Raw genomic sequence first — 19,438 nt, forward strand, 5'->3', positions numbered from 1 at the left:
TGGGGTCGCAGCAACGCTGTCGGCTGCTGCGCGGTTGCTTCAGGATCGGTTCGCATCACTGAGAGCCGACCGGCAGGCGCGTCAGGCTTGGCGAAGGCATGGTTTTCGGGGATGGCCGCCCGCCGGGGCAGGCGGCTTTTTAAGCCGGCGTCAGTCGACGAGAGCCAGCGCTTCCTCGGCCTTGGCCTTGGCGGCGGCGTACTTCTCGGTCGCAAAGGCGGCCCATTTCTGCTCGAGTTCCGCCTGGCGGGCGGTCTTTTCCTCGCCGCCGGTGAAGGCGTCGCGGATCTGCTGGCTGGCAGCTTCGTCGGCAGTGATCGGCATGGCCGCGATCAGCGCGTGGGCTTCCGTCAGCAAAGCGCGTGCGGGAGCCTGTTCGTTGGCGGCAACTGCCTTTTCGGCTTCGTGGATCGCCTTGGTGGCGCCCTTGATGTTGTCGAGCTGGAACGAGATCAGCTGATCGTAGAGCGTGTCGACGACGTCGGTGCGCTTCTTCGAAACGTCGGAATCGAACGTGATCATCGACTGGAAGCGCGGATCCTTGTAGGGATTCGGGAAGCCTTCCGGTGCCTTTTCGTAGAGGGCCGGGTTGATCGGCAGACGACGGATCGCCGGTTCGAGCAGAACGGCCTGGCCCTTTTCCGAAAGCAGGTAGTTGACGAAGGCTTCAGCACCGGCCTGGTTCGGCGCATTGGCAACGATGCCGATATTGGCCGGAACGACCGTCGTGACCGACGGGTAGGCGAAGCTGACAGGGAAGCCGCTTGCCTGTGCCGAGAAGGCGAAGAAGTCGATGACGATGCCGATGCCGGTCTGGCCGGAGTTGACCGCGTCAGGAACGCCGAACGAACGCTCGGTGACCTGCTGCAGGTTGCCGCCGATACCCTTCAGCGTCGCCCAGCCCTTGTCCCAGCCTTCGCCCTGCAGGATCGTCTCGATCGTCAGGTGGGTCGTGCCCGAACGCGAGGGCGCAGCAATCGCGATGTGATCGTGGTATTCGGGCTTGGTCAGGTCGCTCCACTCGACCGGCTTCGGCAGATCGTTGGCTTCGAGATAGCGATCGTTCGACATAATGCCGTAACCGGAGGCGGCAAAGCCGAAGTAATAGCCGTCCTTGTCGTTGACGGGGTAGGAGCCGACCTTTTCAGGAAGGCCGGTGACCGAAGGCGTGAACTTGGCGAGCAGCTCGCGGCTCTTGAGGCTGTCGAATGCGTCCGGGGCCGATGCCCAGAACAGGTCGACCTGGTTGTTCACCTTGGTTTCATCGATGTATTTGACGCCCGAGCTCGTGCTCTTGTTCTGGACGTCGAGGGTGAAGCCGGGGTTGGCCGCTTCGAAGCCCGCCTTGAACGGATCGGTCACATCCTTGGAAAACGACGTGACGATCGTGACTTTCCCGCCGTCCTGGGCGTAAACCGTCACGACGAAGGCAGCCGACATCAGCATCGCCGCAGCAATGGTCTTCAACATATAGGTATCTCCTCCCAATAGGGACACCGCTTGTTTGGTGTCCGATCTATTGAGAGCAAGCACCGTGCCAGATTGAAAACCGCCGGAAATCAGCAGTTCTTTGTCGGCTGATGGGTAAAAAAGGTAACAACCTCGCAAAAGGACGGGGTCAAACCGGTAACATCAGCCGGCTTCGCCATCGCCCTGGGCGGCAATATCGAATTTGCGCATCTTGAGGTAGAGCGTCTTGCGGGAGATGCCGAGCGCATCGGCCGTCGCGCCGACGCGGCCGTCGTGCCTGGCGAGGCTGTCGAGAAGGATGGCGCGCTCGAGGCGGTCCATCTGCACCCCCAACGTCTCGCCGCCTGCCGCTGCCCGGTCGATATCGGAGCGGTCTTCAAGCCCGAGCACGAAGCGCTCCGCGACGTTGCGCAGTTCGCGAACGTTGCCCGGCCATGACCTGCCATTGAGTTCGGCCAGAAGTTCGGCGCTCACCCGCGGCGGGGTGCGGCCCTGTCGTTTGGCGGCGAGGCCGAGGAAATGCTGGAACAAGAGGCCGACGTCGCCCTTGCGTTGCGCCAGTGACGGCAGCTCCACACGGGCGATGTCGAGGCGGTAGGCAAGGTCTTCACGGAAATCGCGCTTTTTGGCCGCCGCATGCAGATCCGCCTTGGTCGCCGCCACGACGCGCATGTCAACCGGCAGCTCGACGTTGGAGCCGAGCCGTTCGATGACGCGCTCCTGCAGTACGCGCAGCAGCCGCACCTGGGCGGCAAGCGGCATCGATTCGATCTCGTCGAGAAACAGCGTACCACCGTCGGCATACTCGATCTTGCCGATGCGCTTCTCGCGCGCACCGGTAAAGGCCCCGGCCTCATGGCCGAAGAGTTCGGATTCCAGCATGGTTTCGGGAATGGCGCCGCAATTGACGGCGACGAAACGCCCCTTGCGCCCGCTGAAATCGTGCAGCGCGCGCGCCGTCACTTCCTTGCCTGTGCCGGTATCGCCGATGATGAGCGCGTCGGTTGTCGCGGCCGCGATGCGCTTGAGTTTCTCCCGCAGCGCAACCATCGGTCCGGAATGTCCGATCAGGCGCGTTTCCCAACCGTCGTCGTCCACCGACAGCCGCAGCCGCCGGTTTTCGAGAAGCAGGCGGCGATGGTCGCGGGCGCGGCGTACGGTTTCGATGAGATGCATCGGATCGGCCGGCTTCTCCAGAAAATCCCAGGCGCCGTCGCGCATGGCGCGAAGCGCCATCGGGATATCGCCGTGCCCGGACATCAGGATGATCGGGATCTCCTGGTCGATCTTGCGCACGGCGGCGACCAGATCGAAGCCATCGTGATCCGGCATGCGCACGTCGGAAACGATAACGGCGCGGCTGTCGGCGCGAAGGCCGGCGAGCGCCGATATCACCGAGCCGTGCGGCGATACGCTGAGGTCTTCCAGTTCGAGCACCTGACAGCAGGCTTCAAGCACGCTGGCATCGTCGTCGATCAGGATGATATCCGGGTCCAACGTCATTCCGGGCCTTTCAAGGATACGAGGAATTGCGTGCCGTCCGCACTGGTTTCAAGGATCGATATCTCGCCACCGAAATCCTTGACGATGTTGTAGGAAATGGAGAGGCCAAGTCCGAGGCCGGAACCGACCGGCTTGGTGGTGAAGAAGGGATCGAAAACCGCGCCGACATCGGCAGCAGCAATACCGGTTCCGCTATCGCCGACGACAAGGCGGGCATCGGTACCGACCCTTTCGATCATTGCGTTTACCTGGCGAACGGGCCTGTCTTTAACGGCATCCAAGGCGTTGCCGATGAGATTGACCGCCACCTGTTCGAGCCGCACCGGTTCGGCCATGACAAGGACTGCGGCGCCTTCCGGCAGGCGCAGTTGTATTTCGACAGCCTCTTCCTCGAACCGATGTTCGAGCAGGCTGAGCGCGTCGCGGACCGCCGCGGTGAGATCGACGGGCCGCAGCTGCGCGTCGGGCCGGCGGGCAAAGCGACGGATATGGCTGATCTGGTCGGCCATGCGCCCCGTCAGTCCCTTCATCTTGTCGAGATTGAGCAATGCTTGATCGCCCTTGTCTCGCCCGATCAGAGTGGTGGCGCTATGGATATGCGCCCGAAGGGCTGCCAGCGGCTGGTTGAGCTCGTGGCCGATGCCGGCCGCCATCTGCCCGAGAGCCGCGAGCTTTGCCGACTGGATCAACTCGTCGCGCGTCTGGCGGAAAAGTACCAGCGCATGGGCGAGATCGCCGAGCTCGTCGGCCTCGGGTGCGGGGATCGCGGTTGCCGGACGCCCGCTGCTGATCGCGCCGGCGGCTGCCGAAAGAAGCCGGATGCGTGCGAGCAGATTGCGGTAGACGTAGAAGAAGCCGATCGCAGACGCGAGCAGCACCGAAAGAATGGCGATGGCGACGAGCAGGCTGCGCCCCGTTTCGATAGCCGCAGCGGCCCGTTGGGCGGCGGCGGCGGCGCTGGCCTCGATCGTCACGACTTCCGTTTCGATCCGGCGCCCCAGGTCCTCGACGAGGCGGCCGTTTTCGCCGGCAAGTTCGGAGAGCTTTGCCGCCTCGATCATTTCCGAGCGCTTGCGGTTGGGAATGCCCGTCAGAACGTCGGACTGGTCGAGAATGCGGCGTGCCAGTTGGCGAACGGTGATGCTATCAGGCCAGTTATCGAGGCTGGCGATGCGGCTGGCGAGTTCGTCGGCGCTGTCACCGAGGAAGGCATTGGTTTCCTGAATTTCCTCTTGCGTGGTGGCGTTGACGAGCCGGCCGATCAGCCCGGTTGCCAGGTTCGCTTGCGACACGGCCGTCAGCAGCGCCTCGCTCTTTTGCTGCTCCGCAAGTGCGGCCGCCCCGTTTCCGTTGCGCGTCTCGGCTTCGATGTTGAAGCGAATGTCGTCGACGAGCGGATCGGCCTCCTCGAGGAGATCGGCCTGGACCCACCGCAGTTCGTCGGTATCGGAGCGCATCGCTTCGCGAAGTGTAAAGCGCTTGCCGGCGGCAAGGTCGATCTTGTCGAGGTTTTCGCCGATCGCTTCCGCCAGCGGCAGCAGATCGGTCGCATCCGACTTTGTGCCGCTTTCCCCAAGCAGCGAGCGCAGTGTGGTCAGGCGCGCCGCGTAGCTGCTGCGGATCTCGTTGTACTCGGCACGTGTCTCAGCGCCTGCGAGAACCGTCGTCACCGAACCGATGTCGGCACCCGCCTTCGACAGTCTCGAGGCGAAGGCGAGTTGCGGCATCTGGTCTTCCGCGATCCGCGACAGTTCACCGGACAGACGCTCGTAGGAGAGCCAGCCGACAAGGCAGGCGCCGACGGCGAGGCCGACGATCGCGACGAAGGCAAGGACCAGGCGCGCGCCGATGCCGAAGCGCCAGCGGCGCATCCCGGCAGCAGGGTCTAACGATTGGCCCATCACTGCCGCCATGGCTGCAGATCTGTCGCCGGTCGCCCGACGGAGGAGAGCAGCATTTCGGCCGTCGCCAGGTTCCGCTCGATGGTGGCGCGCAGCCGCTGCGTCAGTGCGGTATGCGCCGGCGAGCGGGCAATGCTGCGCGGCCACTCGGCCTTCAGGGCTTCGTCGGCGTTTTCCACATCGCTGGCCGAAAGCGGCGGCGTGCCCAGCAGACGCCGGGCTCTCGCAAGCGTGCTGCGCTGCTGCGCGTCCTCGATTTCGATCGCTTCCAGATCCGTCACCCTTTTCCAGAGCCGGGCAAGCGTCGCCCGGCGGCGCACGATATAGTCGTCGAAGATCAGGTTGACGAGACCGTACCTTCGAGCAGACAACGCCGCGTCGAAACCGCCGTATTTCAACAGGCCGTCATCACTCTCTTGGGGCAGTAGTCCCTTGTTGAGCGCCGGGTTGAGAGGAATGCGGGCGACGGCGGGCAGCAACAGCACCTTCTGGCCGTCTTCAGACAGAACGAAATCGATGAAGCGCTCGGCGGCGGAAACATTGCGCGCCCGTGACAGGATCGCGATGCTGGCCGGCACGAACACGGTATCGGGCGGCAGGATGAACACATTGCCGGCGTCGGCGAATTCTGGCGCATTGGCGAGGAAATCGATGGTGATGCCGATGCTGAAGCGCCTTTGGGCGACACCGGACGCAACGCCGAAACTGCGCGCGGTAACCGTCGATAGATTGCCGCCGAGCTGGGACAGCATCGCCCAGCCCTTTTCCCATCCATAGGTCTGCAGCAAGGCCTCGACGATCAGATGCGTCGTGCCCGACCGTGACGGCGTGGTGATGCCGATCTGGCCGGAATAGATGGGGTTCAGCAGGTCCTGCCAGTCCCGCGGCACCGGCAGCTTGTTCTGGGCGAGGTAGGACTGATTGTAGACGAAGCCGTAACCGGAGAGCGCAAAGCCGAGATAGTAACCCTCGGGATCGTTGACCGGGTAACCGAAGACTTTTTCAGCCGCGCCCGTGTGGCGCGGCGCAATCGGGCGCAGTTCGCCGCTGCGCTTCAAGAGTTCGAAAGCATCGGTCGCCGAGGCCCAGAATATGTCGGCCGGCACATCGGCTTTCTCCATGACGAAGCGCGTCGCGCTTGCCGTGTTGCGCTGAACGATCGACGTGCGGATATCGGGATTGGCCTTCTCGAACGCCCGGCGAAACGGCTCAAAAAAGGATGGCGGGTAGGAGGTGACAACCACCAGGTCCCGTTTTTCGGCTGCCTGCGCAGCGATCACGGGCATGCTGAGGCCGGCAAAAGCCAGCAGTTGCAATGCCGCAAGAATGACGAAACGGAACTTCAACACTGCATGCCACCACGACCAGCGCCTGCTTCTTCTTAAAAAAAAGCTGCCGCGGTCCCCCCCTCATTATCGCCATCCCGGCGGGTTGATCCCGCCATCGGCCGACGGTTTACTCTGCTACGAAGACCGTGTCGCCGTAAACCCCGGGGCGTCTTGTACACTGTTGCAAGCAAGCCGCACCGGTTGCACTTTGGCGGCATGGCTAGATTTCCTCGCTTGGCGGTTGCGGGCGATTCGCCTATAACTCGATTTCCGGCAACAGATCAGGGAGGTTTCAGATGCCAGCTTATTCTTTCTCCCTACGGGGCGGCGTACAGTTCTGAACGAGACGCTGGGGGGCTTCGGGCTCTTTAGCAGTTGCAAGTCAGGACCTTTCTCGCTGACTTTGGTCTTCCCTCGATGCGGAAGCTACCAATCCATTGATGCCGATCGGAAAACAGTTTCCCTTTCTCGGCATGTTTCATTGACCTGAATTTTGAGGCCAATGCTCCAGGCATTGGGCAATCGTTATGGCTTTTACTCGTTTCGCCTTGCGCGGCGGTGCGTTCCGCAGCGTTCTCGGTTTCACCTGGGTTCATTGGAAGCGCCAGCCGCTTCGCCTTGCCTTCATCCTCGGTGCCGTCCTGTTTTCGACGCTCGCGGATGTCCTGACGCCACTTTACTCCGGTCGGCTGGTCGACGCGGTCGTGACCGGTGCTGCCTCCGACCAGGTGGCCTGGGACGCGGCCCTTGCGGCATTCTGGACGATGATGGCGCTGTCGCTCGGTGCCATCATTTTCCGGCATGTCACCTTCATGGGTGTCGTCGACCTGACGCTCAAGATGATGTCCGACATTGCCTCGGCGGCCTTCTTCCGCATCCAGCGCTTCTCGTCCGACTGGCATGCCAACAGCTTTGCCGGCTCGACGGTGCGCAAGGTGACGCGCGGCATGTGGGCGCTGGACCTGTTGAACGACACGCTGCTGATCGCGTTGTTTCCGTCGATCATCATGCTGGTCGGCTCGACCGCTTTGATGGCGTGGTACTGGCCGATGATGGGTGTCATCATCGGCGTGGGCTCGCTTGTCTTCATCGCTGCGACGGTCACGTTGTCGCTCGGCTACGTCGCGCCGATGGCACGCCTGGCCAACAGCTGGGATACCAAGCTCGGCGGTTCGCTTGCCGATGCCGTCAGCTGCAACAACGTTGTCAAAGGCTTCGGGGCCGAAAAGCGCGAGGATGCGCGGCTGGTCAAGGTGCTGGCCAAATGGCGGGACCGCACGGGCCGGACCTGGGTCCGCGGAACGGTGAACGGTACGACGCAGGGTGCCCTGCTGCTCGTTCTTAGGGCGGCGGTCATCGGCTTTGCACTGTTTCTCTGGTCGCGCGGGCAGGCAACAGCCGGTGATATCACCTTCGTGTTGACCTCCTTCTTCATCCTGCAGGGCTACCTGCGTGAAGTGGGCATGCACATCCGCAACCTGCAGCGGTCCGTCAACGATATGGAAGAGCTGGTCGACATCCACGCCCAGCCGCTCGGTATCGAAGACAAGGCCGAAGCAAAGCCGATCCGCATCACCGACGGTCGCATCGAATTCAACGATGTGACCTTCCACTACGGCGCCCATCGCAAGCCGCTCTATGATCGGTTCTCGGTGACGATCCCGGCGGGCGAGCGTGTCGGCCTTGTTGGACATTCCGGCTCGGGCAAGACGACCTTCGTCAAGCTGATCCAGCGCCTGCATGACCTGAAGTCCGGCCAGATCCGGATCGACGGTCAGGATATCGCCGGCGTTGCCCAGGCTTCGTTGCGCCAGCAGATCGCGATCGTCCAGCAGGAACCGATCCTGTTCCACCGCTCGCTTGCGGAGAACATCGCCTATGCCCGGCCGACGGCCACGCAAGCGGAGATCGAAAAAGCCGCAAGGCTTGCGAGCGCTCACGACTTCATCACGGGCCTGCCGAAAGGCTACGGCACGCTGGTGGGCGAACGCGGGGTCAAGCTGTCGGGCGGCGAACGCCAGCGCATCGCCATCGCCCGGGCCTTCCTGGCGGATGCACCGATCCTCATTCTGGACGAGGCGACGTCGAGCCTCGATTCGGAATCGGAAGTGCTGATCCAGCAGGCGATGGAGCGATTGATGCTGGGTCGCACCACCCTGGTGATCGCGCACCGGCTGTCGACCGTACGCGCGCTCGATCGGTTGCTGGTGTTCAGCCACGGCCGCATCGCCGAGGAGGGCACGCACGAGGCACTCATCCGCCTCGACGGCGGCATCTACCGCGGCTTGTTCGAGCGGCAGGCGCTGGAACTGACCAAGGGCCTGGTCCTCAACGACAGCTAAGGCCGGGCGCAAGCCGCAAATGCCGAAATGCAAGGACGCCGGTACCTGAGTGTGCCGGCGTCTTGCGTTTCTTTATCTGTTATCCCGCGTCGTCAGTGATACCGCTTTGCGGGGGGGCGACGCTTGCCTACCGTCGCAGCCATGCGTCGATGCCGCGTGCCGCAGCACGACCCGTGGCGAAACAGGCGGTCAGCAGATACCCGCCGGTCGGCGCTTCCCAATCGATCATCTCGCCGGCAACGAAAATCCCCGGCAGCGCGGTGAGCATGTAGGCGTCATCCATGGCGCTCCAACGCACGCCGCCCGCCGATGAAATCGCCTCGGCAATGGGACGGGGACGAAGGACGGCAATCGGCAGCGACTTGATGCGTTCGGCAAGCGCGTTCGGATCGGTGCGTGTGGCCTCGGGAACAATTTCGCGCAGCAAGGCCGATTTGACGCCCTCCAGGCCCGCACCTTTGCGCAGGCGATTGGAGAAGCTCATCTTGCCGTCTTGGCGCGCCAAGTCCTTGGCCAGCCGTTCGACCGTTCGTCCCGGAGCAAGATCGATTGACAATGCCGCAGAGCGCTGCATCTCCAGACGGTCGCGCAAATGCGCCGCATGGGCATAGACGAGGCTGCCCTCAATACCGTGACGGGTGATGACGAATTCGCCGGGGATCGTGCCTGCCTCTGAAGTCGCCGTCACCGATTTCAGCGCTTCGCCGGCAAAGCGCTCACGGAACGCATCGCTCCAGTCGACATCGAAGCCACAATTGGCTGGGCGGAAGTCGGTGACATCGACGCCGGCGTCTCTCAGAGCCGTCGCCCATCCGGCGTCCGACCCGAGGCGCGGGTAGCTTGCCCCGCCGAGTGCGAGAAGCGTGGCATCGCTGTGGACGGTCTTATGCCCATCCGGCGTGTCGAAGGTCAGTGTCTGACCGGCAAAGCCAGTCCATCGGTGCCGCGTCAGGATCCGCACGCCCTGCGCCTCAAGCCTCTTGATCCAGGCGCGCAGCAGCGGTGAGGCCTTCATCGCCTTCGGAAATACCCGGCCGGACGAGCCGACGAAGGTTTCGGTCCCGAGACCTTCCGCCCAGACGCGCACGTCCGCGGGCGTGAAAGCGTCGAGTGCCGGGCGCAACTGTTGCGACGCGGCGCCGAAGCGATCGGCAAAGCGCTCGAAATCCTCGGAATGGGTGATATTGAGGCCGGACTTGCCGGCAAGCAGAAACTTGCGCGCAACGGTCGGCATGCTGTCGTAGACCGTCACCGAATGGTTCTGCATAGACAGGATCTCTGCCGCCATCAGCCCGCTCGGCCCGCCGCCGATGATCGCGATTTCGCTTCGTTTCATGTGCCCGTCCGGCGTCCGATTCCGTTACGGGGACTCTTGGCCCGTCACGGCGCCTCGCGCAAGGCGGGGCGAAGGGCGCGCTTCAATGCCTGCTCGCGGCGTTCAGACGTTTCTCGAGCCAGATGCTGTAGCGCGAGCCGGCAAAGCAGATGATGAAATAGACCGCGGCGGCGAAGATATAGGCTTCGGTATAGAAGCCGAGCCAGGTCGGATCCGTGGCCGAGGTCCTTGCCGCATTCAGGAGGTCGTAGATGCCGATCACCGCCAAAAGCGACGTGTTGAGCACGATGCCGATCGAAAGATTGACGATCGCCGGGATGACGGCGCGCAGCGCCTGGGGAAGGACGACGAGGCGGATCGTCTGGACATAGCCCAGACCAAGGGAAAGTGCTGCCTCCCGCTGGCCCCACGGCACCACCTGTAGGCCGGCACGGATGACTTCGGCGAGATAGGCCGAGAAGAACAGCGTTACGCCGATCTGTGCGCGCAACAACTTGTCGATGGCGGCCCCGCTCGGCAGGGCGAGCGGAACGATCAGCATGGCGACATAGAGCACTGCGATCATCGGCACGCCGCGCAGCGTCTCGATAAAGGTGATCGCTAGCGTCCGGACGATCCCCATGCTCGATTGTCGGGCAAGAGCCAGCAGGAGCGCGATCGGGAATGCGAAGGCGAGGCCAGCGATCGAGACGACCAGCGTGATCGGCAGCCCGCCCCAATTGTTGGTCGACACCACTGGCGGCGTCAACGTTCCCGCCATCAAAAGCCAGCTCAAGGCGAGTGCGGCGATCCAGAGCGGCACAAGCCGGAAACTCCAGAACCGCGGCAGGGCGGATAACACCAGCAGGGCGAGCACGGTTATAACCACAAGGGCAGGGCGCCATTGCAGCACGGGCGGAAAGAACGCGAAGAGGATGAAACGCAGCTTGGCGCCGATGAAAGCCCAGCAGGCGCCGACCCCGTCAACCGCACAATCTGTCGCGGTTCCCGTCCATACCGCATCAAAAATTGCCCAACGGAGGAAAGGTTGGAGAAACCAGACAAAGACGCCGAGGGTAGCGAGCGTGATGAGGCTGTTACCCCAACCGCCGAAGAGGCCGCTTCGCCAGCGATGCCAGTCCGGCGCAACAGGTGGTGGCAGTTCGATATGGCTCATCGTCGTGTCTCCCCGCGAAGGACGATGCGGCTGTTGTAGAAGTTCATCAGTGCCGACACCGAGAGGCTCAGGGTGAGATAGACGGCGGCGATGATGCAGATCGCTTCCAGCGCCTGGCCGGTGGTGTTGGCGGTGGTGTTGGCGACGCTGACGATATCGGGATAGCCGATCGCCACCGCGAGGCTGGAATTCTTGGTGAGGTCGAGAAAGCTTGAGATCATCAACGGCGTAATGACACGCAACGCCTGCGGCAAGACGACGAGACGCATGATCTGCGCCGGCTTCAGGCCCAGCGCACGCGCCGCTTCCCATTGGCCCGATTTTACCGACTGGATGCCGCTCCGCACGATTTCGGAGATCGAGGCGGACGCGTTGACGACCAAGCCGATCAAGAGCGCGAAGAATTCCGGCGTCAGCGACAGGCCGCCCTTGATATTGAAGCCGCCCTTGGCTGGCAGATCGATGGTGGCAGCGAGGCCGAAAGAGGTGAGCGCGAGCGTGCAGACGACCAGCGAACCGAACACGGTCATGGTTGCCTTCCGCATATAGAAGGTCGCACCTGTCAGCAGGCGCCGGGCGAGCGACAGCGACGCGTAAGCCGTCAACAGGATGGCCGGCAGCCAGATCGCCCAGGAGAGGCCGTGTAGCGAAATGGACGGGACATAGACACCGCGATTGCTGAGATAGACGCTTTCCAGGAAGAGATAGGCGCCGCGCGGCGGCGGTAGCGCATGGATGATCGCGCTCCAGAGGAAGAGCTGCAGCAGCAGCGGCGTGTTGCGCAGCAGTTCGACATAGGCATGAACGAAGGTTGCCAGCAACAGGTTACCCGACAGCCGGGCGATGCCAAGGGCAACGCCAAGAAACGTGGCGAGCACACAGCCGACGACGGCGACCTTGACGGTGTTGGCTAGGCCCGCCGCAAGCGCGCGGGCGTAGGTGTCTCCCGCCGAATAGGGAAGCACGGTTTCGCCGATTTCGAAATTCGCCTGATGGAAGAGAAAGCCGAAACCCGGAGTGAGGCCCATGCGTTGCATGCTGTCGACGGTGTTGGAGCCGAAGAGCGCAAAGATCCCCAGCACGCCGATAAACAGGACGATCTGTCGAAAGGGCGAGGGGCCGAGCCAGGTGCGCAACCGCGAGGGAAGTCCGGGCCCTAGCGGGCCCGGTTGAAGAGTGGATGTCATCGCAGATACCGGCAAAGGCTCAACGGAACGGCGGCGAATAGAGTAGGCCGCCGGCGGTCCAGGGCTGGTTGTAGCCGCGATCGAAATTGAGCGGCGTGCCCTTGCCGACGTTGCGGTCGAAGATCTCGCCGTAGTTTCCGACCGCCTTGACGATGTTATAGGCGAACTTCGGGTCAAGCCCGATGGCTTCGCCGAGCGACGGATCAACGCCGAGGAAGCGCTTGATGCCCGGATCTTCGCTCGTAAGGAAACTGTCGACATTCTTCTGGGTGATGCCGAACTCTTCCGCCTGGATCGTGGCGTAGACGGTCCAGTTGACGATCTCCAGCCACTGGTCGTCGCCGGCGCGAATGGCCGGTGCGAGTGGTTCCTTCGACAGGCGCTCTGGCAGAAGGACATAGTCGTCCGGCTTGGAAAGCTGCGTGCGCTTGGCGGCAAGGTCGGTCGCATCCTGGGTCAGCGCATCGACGCGACCGGAATCGAGTGCCTTCAGGAATTCGCCGGTCTCTTCGATCGTCACAGGCGTAAAGGTCTTGCCGGTCTTCCGGAAGAAATCGGCGATGTTGAGTTCGCCGGTCGTGCCGCTCTGGACCCCGATCGTCGCTCCGTCGAGCTCCTCGCCCTTGCCGACACCAAGATCCTTGCGCACCAGCAGGCCCTGGCCGTCATAGAAGACCACCGGGCCGAAATGGAAGCCGAGCTTGAACGCTCTGGTCACTGTCTGGGTCACGCCGGAGAGCAGGATGTCGAATTCGCCCGATTGCAGGGCGGGGAGGCGCTGCTGCGGCGAGGAGTTGGTGAACTCGACTTTCTCGGTGTCGTTGAAGACGGTGACTGCGAGCGCGCGACCGAAATCGACGAAGAAACCCTGCCAGCGGCCGCTGCTATCCGGCGTGAAGAAGCCGGGCGTGGTGCCGACGCCCACCTTGATGAGCCCGCGTGCCTTGATCTTGTCGAGGGTCTCGCCCGCAAGGGCGGAGGAGGCGATCAGGGCTGCCGTCAGGGCCGCCGTGGCTGTAAATGCCTTTGTGAAAAATCTGCTGCCGATAGAATTTCGCTGCATGAAGAGGCTCCTGGCCATGGTGTTCGTCCGTCGCGCCGCCCGACAAATCTCGGGCCGCGACTGCCTTTATGTTTTAAATCTATAGAAAATATAGAATAGAGATGATTATGCGGAATATCTGCCATTTCGGGAAGAAATTTCTCGCCTTTCAGTGTCGGTGAAATGATTTCGATAGTTGCTGGGCCTTAACCTCGCAAAGACATTCGCACTGACTGGCTGTGTGCTCAGCTCATGATCAACCCGCGCATTTTCTTCGGGTGACGGATGATTTTTCGTTCACCGCTGTGCGCATCTTGACCGGGCCAGGCTACGACCGGTCAGGTCTCCGGTTTGTGTGTGCTTTATTGCGGCCACTTGTTGAGATGTGCCGAAGCACCTAGCTTCCGCCCATGTGGTCCATTATCTCGTAAGCGATGCAGCTGTTTTCAGAAAAATGGTGGGAGAAGATCAGATGGGGCACGCCGACCTCGGTGGCTCTGCACCTGCTTGTCATCGCTCTGCTGCTGATCCAACTGCCGAAGGAAACGCCCAAACCGCAGGGCGAGCAGAGCATCAACGTCGAACTCGTCTCTCCACCGCAGCCCAAGCAGCAAGAGAAGCCCAAGCAGGAGGCTCAGCCGAAGAAGGAACAGCCGAAGCCACAACCGGCTCCCTCTCGTCAGCAGCCACAGGCCTTCGAGTCGGCTGCGGCCAAGATCAAGCAGGAGGCTAAAGCTGCTCAGCTTCCGCCCACTGCGAAGGCCGAGAAGAAGGATGTGGTGAACCAGCCGAAGAAGGCAGAGGCGGCCGACGCCGCCACGAAGAAGGTGGAGAAAGAGGAGGCGCAGGCGCGGAAGCAACCGGAGACGGAAAAGCCGACACCGCAGCAGCTTGCCGTCCTGTCGACCCCTGCCAACGGCGATAATAGTGCTGCTGAGAAGAAGCCGGCTGCCGAGGCGGATGCCGAGAAGGCGGTGTCCAAAGCCGATCCGGTGCCGGTGCGCAAACCTGCCGACAACAAGGAGAAAAGCGACGAGACGGAGGGCAAGGCCGAAGCGACGGCGAAGTTGCCGTCCGACAGGTTCGTCAAGGCCGAGGAGCTTTTTTCGGCAAAGTCGATCGCCGATCCGCGCGTTAAGCAAGCGATGGGCCAGCTGCCGGTCAAGCAGCGTATAAAGCAGCTATGCAGCATTGAGGCGATGGAACAAATCCGTAACCAGCGGCCAAACGACGTCATCGACTTGTTCACGGCCTTCGGCCCGGTCGGCGGGTTCATTTCGAAGGATGGCATGGATGCAAGCGGCGGTGCGTACCGGAGTAAGGGAAACTGGTACGACTTCGATTTCAAATGCCGGGTCGATCTCGAAAAGCTTGAGGTCACATCATTCAGCTTCGCCATCGGCAACATCGTTCCGAAAACGGCTTGGAAGAGCCGCCGTCTGCCGCCCAACTGAGCCGGTCTTGGCGATCGGCCCGTGCCCTGCAACGCGAGACGTCCGGTCGTCTTGCGGACTTCTCATAGAACTATTCCATTTTTGCGATGCCGTTTTGTCACGGGGCAGAGTAGCTTCCAGCCAAATAAGGCGACGGTCGGTTGGGCGGATCGCCATCTGGGCAGTACGGGGAAAAGCTATATGTCGGCAATCACGCGTCAAAGACTTCGCGACCTCGGATTCCGCCCAGGCGTATATCAACCCGGTTCGTTGAACGCGATTACCGACGTTTCCGGTGTAGCCGTTGGCCACGCGACCGTGGTCGAGGGCGACAGGATTCGCACCGGCGCGACCGCCATCCTTCCCCACCAGGGCAATCTGTTTCAGGACAAGGTGCCCGCGGCGCTGGCGGTCCTGAACGGCTTCGGCAAATTCGTCGGTTCGACCCAGATCGCCGAGTTGGGCGAGCTCGAAACCCCTGTCGTTCTGACCAATACGCTGGCGACCGGGCGGGCGATCGAGGCGATCAATCGCTTTACGCTGGCCCAGCCGGGCAACGAAAAGGTTGTGTCGCTCAACGCCGTCGTCGGAGAGACCAATGACTCCAGACTGAACGATATCCGCGCCGGCCGCCCGACGATCGATGAGATCGGCAAGGCAATTGCCGCGGCGGCGCCCGGTCCGGTCGAAGAGGGCGCCATCGGCGCCGGCACCGGCACGGTGGCCTTCGGTCTCAAGGGCGGGATCGGCACCAGTTCGCGCCGCGTCAAGGCGGCAGGCGAAACCTTCACAGTCGGCGTGCTGGTGCAGTCCAATTATGGCGGCCGGCTGCTGATTTGCGGGCATCCCTATGATGCGCCGTCGGGACATGATCGCGACGGCTCAATCGTCATCGTCGTCGCCACCGACGCGCCGTTGTCGGCGCGCAGCCTCGAACGGCTGGCCGAGCGCGCCTTTGGCGGCCTCACCCGCACCGGTGCCGCCCTCAGCAATGGATCCGGCGACTATGCGCTGGCATTCTCCACCGCGGAAGCTGTCCGCCGGACGCGCGAGCGGCGCACAGCGATCTCCAGCTACCCCGACCTGCCGAACGACCTGATCTCGCCGCTGTTCGAAGCGACGATCGAGGCGACAGAAGAGGCGATCCTCAATTCGCTGGTCACGGCGCAATCCACAAGCGGTTTCAATGCGGCCACCGGCAAGGTGAGTTCGGTTGAGGCGATTTCGCTCGTCCGCCTCGCAGCCCTCAAAGCCTAATTCTCTTCCCTCAGACGGAGTTACCATGTCCAACCCGACCGGCCGTATCGTTTATCTGAACGGCGAGTTCGTTTCCGAGCACGCGGCGCATCTTTCGGTCTTCGACCGCGGTTTCCTGTTCGGCGACGGGATCTATGAAGTCACCGCCGTGCTTGAAGGCAAGCTCATCGACAGCGCCCTGCATATGGCGCGGCTCGAACGCTCGTCTCGCGAGATCGACGTGCCGCTTCCGGTCCCCGTTTCGGAGATCGTCGAGATCGAGCGCCGGTTGGTGCGCGAAAACAACCTCGTCGAGGGCGTGGTCTATCTGCAGCTGACGCGCGGTGCCGAGGATCGCAACTTCCTGTTTTCAGGCGAGATCAAGCCGACGCTGCTGCTCTTCACCCAGGTCAAGACGCTCGAGCATGTGGCGGCGGTCGACAAGGGTGTTTCTGTCAAGTCGGTCGCTGACCAGCGCTGGGCACGACGCGATATCAAGAGCGTATGTCTTCTGCCGCAGGTGATGGCGAAGCGTATCGCCAGGGCCGAAGGCTGCGACGAAGCCTGGATGATCGAGGACGGGTTCGTGACCGAAGGCGCGTCCTCCACCGCCTATATCGTTACCGACGACGGTAGGATCGTTACCCGCGGCAACAGCAGTGCGACGTTGCCCGGTTGCACGCGGCTTGCCGCGCTGGAACTGGCGCGCGAGCAGGGGCTTACGATCGAGGAGCGGCCGTTTTCGCTTGATGAGGCGCTGGACGCCCGCGAGGCATGCCTGACGAGCGCGTCGAACTTCGTCGTCTCCGTGACGCGCATCGACGGCAAGCCTGTCGGCGACGGTGTGCCCGGACCGATGGTCAAGCGGCTGCGTGAACTCTATCTGGAGAACGCCCGCCGCACGGCGATTTAGCGGCCGATTAGCGGGAGGGGCAGTCGATGGGACAGGAGTGTGAAGCGCATCCTGACCGGAACCGCTTCATATCTTTCGTCAAATGGCAGCCGGCTCCTGCGTTTGCCAGATGCGGCCGACGACGGGCCGCCGGTTGTCCTTGGCGCGGTAGAGCCGGATTTCGACGCTGATATCCCAACGGGGATCGGCGGCGCGCACCAGCGCGCCGGAGGCAAGCTCTGCGGTCATCAGGCTTTCCGGCACCCAGGCGATGCCCCAGCCGGCCTGCGCCATCGCTTTCAGGCCGACGGACATGCTGCCCTCATGCACGCGCTGAAAGAGCGGCAGGTCGGCGCCGACCAGCTCTCCCAGCAATTGCCCGAAGAATGACGACTTCTCGTAGCTGATATGAGGGAAGGGCTTTGCCCCGCCCTCCAGCAGGTGCGCGGCCGCTCCCGTTTCGTTAGGCGCCGAAACCGGGATGATCTTTTCATGGCCGAGCAAGCGGTGTTCGAACGCCTGCGGGTCCAGGAGCAACGGCACCTGGGTATGGGCATAGGTCAGGAGGAAGTCGCACGAGCCATCGACCAGTGAGTTGAGGTTCTCCTCCATGCTGCCGGAGTCAGGGCGAAGCCGCGAGAAGACCGGGCCGGCCTTTTTGTTGATGCGGTTCATCCAGTCGGGAAAGAAGGTGAAGGAGAGTGTGTGGAGAGCGGTCACCTTGATCGTCTTGGCGTCCGAGCCCTCTTCCTTCTGCAGGTTTCGCCTGGATTGATAGAGGTGCTGAAGGGTCTCCTGCGCCACCGGAACGAATTTCAGGCCCGCCTCGGTCAACCGAGAGGGGTAGGTGGCGCGGTCGACAAGGCTCGCGCCGACCCAGGCTTCGAGCTGCTTGATCCGGCGGCTGAAGGCGGATTGGGTGACGTGCCGTTCGTCGGCAGCCTTCGAGAAATTGAGCGTGCTCGCCAGTGCCAGAAAGTCTTCGAGCCACTTGATTTCCAACACATGCACTCCTGAAGAACGTCATTTCCCGCCTTGCAGCGGGAACCTGACCCCTTTTAGGCACTGTTCGACAGGCTTCAAGAAAAATCAGGCCCGACGGCGGTATTCCATCATCCGAGCGCGGTTGAGCACGAGTTCCACCCTGTCGTCGCCGAGGACATGAAGGCAGACACGTTTCGACCAGGGGCCGTCATGAAGCGTGAACAGGAAGCGACCGTTGCCGAGCGCCGTCAGCGGCATGACGTTGCGCACCGGGCCAACACCCATAACCACCGCCCCGTCGCGGATCTCGAACTCTGCCCCTTCAGGGGACTGCCACACTCCGGAGAGAGACGCCGGCACAACGTGCTGGCCGGCGACGGGCAGGAACCGCCGCGCCGCATGGCCCGCCTCGCCGACAAGCGCCGATCCCTCCAGCCGCAGCCGCATCGGCGACGAGGCCGAGCGCGAGGAAACCCAGCCGTCGCCGTCGTCGTAAAGCGTGTCGTCGGCATCGAGATAGGTGCAGACGCTACCCTTGATCTCCAGCCACCAGGGACCTTGTTCGGTGATATAGAGGCCATCGGGAATGCTCGCTGCCGGCGTTGGCAGCGGCAAGCCGGTCAGCGCCGCCATGCTTTCGAGCGCGATCTTGTTGCCGTTGGTGTCCTCACGGTTGGAGACGACGACGAAGCCCGAGCGGCTTTCGGGGTCGAGCAGGAAGTAAGTCTTGTAGCCGGGGTGTGAGCCGCCATGGCCGACGAAGCTGCGTTCACCGAGCGTCGACGAGCGCAGGCCAAGGCTGTAGCCGCTCGGCCGTCCGTCCGCCAGGAAACGGGTCGTCTGCAGCCTTTCCAGCAAACCTTCGTAACGACCGTGCCCGCCCATCAATGCCTGCAACCAGGCAGTGAGTGCATTGGCGCTTCCTGTCAGGCTGCCGGAAGCGGAGATATGCAGGCCGGCGGCGGAAAGCTGCCAGCGCTCGCCAGAGTGCCAATAACCGGGCACCAGGCCCGTGACCGGATCGTTCCAGACGTCGGGCGCCTTGAAGGTGACGCCGAGTGGCCCGGCAACGTCGCTCTGGATGAAGTCGTCGAAGGCAAAGCCCTTGCGCTCCAGCGCGGCCTCGACAAGGCGATAACCGGTGTTGGAGTAGGAGACCTCGCTGCCGGCATCGAAATTCAGCCGTCGCAGACGCGCCAGAAACGCCAGAAGCGGTGCGGCCTGGGTCTCCGTGTAGACGGAGAGGCCGAGCAGGGACAGGCATTCACGGGTGTCCGGCAGGCCGCCGCTCATATCCAGCGCCTGGCCGACCGTCACGTCGGCAAGCGGCGAGACGAGTTCGGGCAGATGTTGCCCAAGCCGGTCGTCGAGCTTGATGATGTCGTCATGGCCGAGAACCATGGCACAGAAGAAATGCTTGGTGACCGAGGCATAGCGAACGACGCTTTCGGCCGAGAATGGCGCAAACGTTGCCAGGCTTTCGACGCCGCGCGCATGCGAAAAGCGGATGCCGCTATCGTCGAAACCGACGATGGCGCCGCCCGGTTCGTTCTCCGCCCACTGCTTGGCGAATCCTTCGGCTGCGGCGGATGCGGCGTGCCAATCGAAATGTGCCGGCATGTTTTCTT

The 19,438-nt window shown here is 62.8% G+C and carries 14 protein-coding genes; 4 read left to right on the forward strand and 10 right to left on the reverse strand.

What is annotated here, in order from left to right:
• Window positions 1-150 precede the first annotated feature (150 nt).
• From ASD52_RS09900 to ASD52_RS09915, 4 genes are all read right to left on the reverse strand, one after another.
• The gene (locus tag ASD52_RS09900; RefSeq protein WP_057224052.1) at window positions 151-1,470 is read right to left on the reverse strand and encodes an extracellular solute-binding protein; all 1,320 of its coding nucleotides are present in this window, start codon (window positions 1,468-1,470) and stop codon (window positions 151-153) included.
• 162 nt (window positions 1,471-1,632) lie between these two features.
• Window positions 1,633-2,973, reverse strand: a complete 1,341-nt coding sequence (locus ASD52_RS09905; protein WP_057224054.1) for a sigma-54 dependent transcriptional regulator — start codon at window positions 2,971-2,973, stop codon at window positions 1,633-1,635.
• Window positions 2,970-4,874, reverse strand: coding sequence for an ATP-binding protein (locus ASD52_RS09910; protein WP_225906408.1), 1,905 nt, complete (start codon window positions 4,872-4,874; stop codon window positions 2,970-2,972). The genes ASD52_RS09905 and ASD52_RS09910 overlap by 4 nt, the downstream gene beginning before the upstream one ends.
• A complete protein-coding gene (locus ASD52_RS09915) occupies window positions 4,874-6,223 on the reverse strand; it encodes an extracellular solute-binding protein (RefSeq protein WP_146160897.1) in 1,350 nt (449 codons plus the stop codon). Before ASD52_RS09915 ends, ASD52_RS09910 begins: the two co-directional genes overlap by 1 nt.
• Window positions 6,224-6,729: 506 nt before the next feature.
• Between ASD52_RS09915 and ASD52_RS09920 the strand changes: the two genes are divergently transcribed.
• Window positions 6,730-8,544: an ABC transporter ATP-binding protein gene (locus tag ASD52_RS09920; protein WP_025428386.1), complete on the forward strand. Its 1,815-nt coding sequence runs from the start codon at window positions 6,730-6,732 to the stop codon at window positions 8,542-8,544.
• A 127-nt stretch (window positions 8,545-8,671) separates the two neighbouring features.
• Here ASD52_RS09920 and ASD52_RS09925 read toward each other — a convergent pair whose 3' ends face one another.
• The 4 genes from ASD52_RS09925 to ASD52_RS09940 all read right to left on the reverse strand — a co-directional run bounded on the left by ASD52_RS09925 (window position 8,672) and on the right by ASD52_RS09940 (window position 13,286).
• A complete protein-coding gene (locus ASD52_RS09925; protein ID WP_057224058.1) occupies window positions 8,672-9,880 on the reverse strand; it encodes a TIGR03862 family flavoprotein in 1,209 nt (402 codons plus the stop codon).
• An 82-nt stretch (window positions 9,881-9,962) separates the two neighbouring features.
• Window positions 9,963-11,036 carry an amino acid ABC transporter permease gene (locus ASD52_RS09930; RefSeq protein ID WP_057224060.1) on the reverse strand — a complete coding sequence of 358 codons (1,074 nt, stop codon included), beginning with the start codon at window positions 11,034-11,036 and terminating at the stop codon, window positions 9,963-9,965.
• On the reverse strand, window positions 11,033-12,223 hold the full coding sequence (locus tag ASD52_RS09935; RefSeq protein WP_057224062.1) for an ABC transporter permease subunit: 1,191 nt from the start codon (window positions 12,221-12,223) through the stop codon (window positions 11,033-11,035). Before ASD52_RS09935 ends, ASD52_RS09930 begins: the two co-directional genes overlap by 4 nt.
• 19 nt (window positions 12,224-12,242) lie before the next feature.
• On the reverse strand, window positions 12,243-13,286 hold the full coding sequence (locus ASD52_RS09940; RefSeq protein ID WP_038577778.1) for an amino acid ABC transporter substrate-binding protein: 1,044 nt from the start codon (window positions 13,284-13,286) through the stop codon (window positions 12,243-12,245).
• 413 nt (window positions 13,287-13,699) lie between these two features.
• On the opposite strand from ASD52_RS09940, the gene ASD52_RS09945 reads away from it, so the two are divergent.
• From ASD52_RS09945 to ASD52_RS09955, 3 genes are all read left to right on the forward strand, one after another.
• Window positions 13,700-14,719 carry a DUF930 domain-containing protein gene (locus ASD52_RS09945; protein ID WP_063991823.1) on the forward strand — a complete coding sequence of 340 codons (1,020 nt, stop codon included), beginning with the start codon at window positions 13,700-13,702 and terminating at the stop codon, window positions 14,717-14,719.
• Between the two features lie 180 nt (window positions 14,720-14,899).
• Window positions 14,900-15,955 (forward strand): P1 family peptidase, encoded by a 1,056-nt coding sequence (locus ASD52_RS09950; protein WP_057224066.1) that lies wholly within the window; start codon window positions 14,900-14,902, stop codon window positions 15,953-15,955.
• Between the two features lie 25 nt (window positions 15,956-15,980).
• Entirely contained in the window at window positions 15,981-16,847 is an 867-nt protein-coding gene (locus ASD52_RS09955) for a D-amino-acid transaminase (protein WP_057224069.1), read from the forward strand.
• A gap of 78 nt (window positions 16,848-16,925) precedes the next feature.
• Here the strand turns inward: ASD52_RS09955 and ASD52_RS09960 are convergent, their stop codons facing one another.
• Together ASD52_RS09960 and ASD52_RS09965 are read right to left on the reverse strand one after the other, a co-directional pair.
• A complete protein-coding gene (locus ASD52_RS09960) occupies window positions 16,926-17,828 on the reverse strand; it encodes a LysR substrate-binding domain-containing protein (protein WP_057207561.1) in 903 nt (300 codons plus the stop codon).
• An 87-nt stretch (window positions 17,829-17,915) separates the two neighbouring features.
• Window positions 17,916-19,430 carry a serine hydrolase domain-containing protein gene (locus ASD52_RS09965; protein WP_057224071.1) on the reverse strand — a complete coding sequence of 505 codons (1,515 nt, stop codon included), beginning with the start codon at window positions 19,428-19,430 and terminating at the stop codon, window positions 17,916-17,918.
• Between the last annotated feature and the right edge of the window lie 8 nt (window positions 19,431-19,438).

The sequence above is a fragment of the Ensifer sp. Root142 genome, assembly GCF_001426785.1.
GTDB lineage: Bacteria > Pseudomonadota > Alphaproteobacteria > Rhizobiales > Rhizobiaceae > Ensifer > Ensifer canadensis.

Bases quoted from the DNA above. Each gene is read 5' to 3' on its own strand.
- ASD52_RS09905 (WP_057224054.1), bottom strand. From the start codon at position 2,973: ATGACGTTGGACCCGGATATCATCCTGATCGACGACGATGCCAGCGTG.
- ASD52_RS09965 (WP_057224071.1), bottom strand. From the start codon at position 19,430: ATGCCGGCACATTTCGATTGGCACGCCGCATCCGCCGCAGCCGAAGGA.
- ASD52_RS09945 (WP_063991823.1), top strand. From the start codon at position 13,700: ATGCAGCTGTTTTCAGAAAAATGGTGGGAGAAGATCAGATGGGGCACG.
- ASD52_RS09920 (WP_025428386.1), top strand. From the start codon at position 6,730: ATGGCTTTTACTCGTTTCGCCTTGCGCGGCGGTGCGTTCCGCAGCGTT.
- ASD52_RS09935 (WP_057224062.1), bottom strand. From the start codon at position 12,223: ATGACATCCACTCTTCAACCGGGCCCGCTAGGGCCCGGACTTCCCTCG.
- ASD52_RS09950 (WP_057224066.1), top strand. From the start codon at position 14,900: ATGTCGGCAATCACGCGTCAAAGACTTCGCGACCTCGGATTCCGCCCA.
- ASD52_RS09925 (WP_057224058.1), bottom strand. From the start codon at position 9,880: ATGAAACGAAGCGAAATCGCGATCATCGGCGGCGGGCCGAGCGGGCTG.
- ASD52_RS09910 (WP_225906408.1), bottom strand. From the start codon at position 4,874: ATGGGCCAATCGTTAGACCCTGCTGCCGGGATGCGCCGCTGGCGCTTC.
- ASD52_RS09955 (WP_057224069.1), top strand. From the start codon at position 15,981: ATGTCCAACCCGACCGGCCGTATCGTTTATCTGAACGGCGAGTTCGTT.
- ASD52_RS09900 (WP_057224052.1), bottom strand. From the start codon at position 1,470: ATGTTGAAGACCATTGCTGCGGCGATGCTGATGTCGGCTGCCTTCGTC.
- ASD52_RS09930 (WP_057224060.1), bottom strand. From the start codon at position 11,036: ATGAGCCATATCGAACTGCCACCACCTGTTGCGCCGGACTGGCATCGC.
- ASD52_RS09940 (WP_038577778.1), bottom strand. From the start codon at position 13,286: ATGCAGCGAAATTCTATCGGCAGCAGATTTTTCACAAAGGCATTTACA.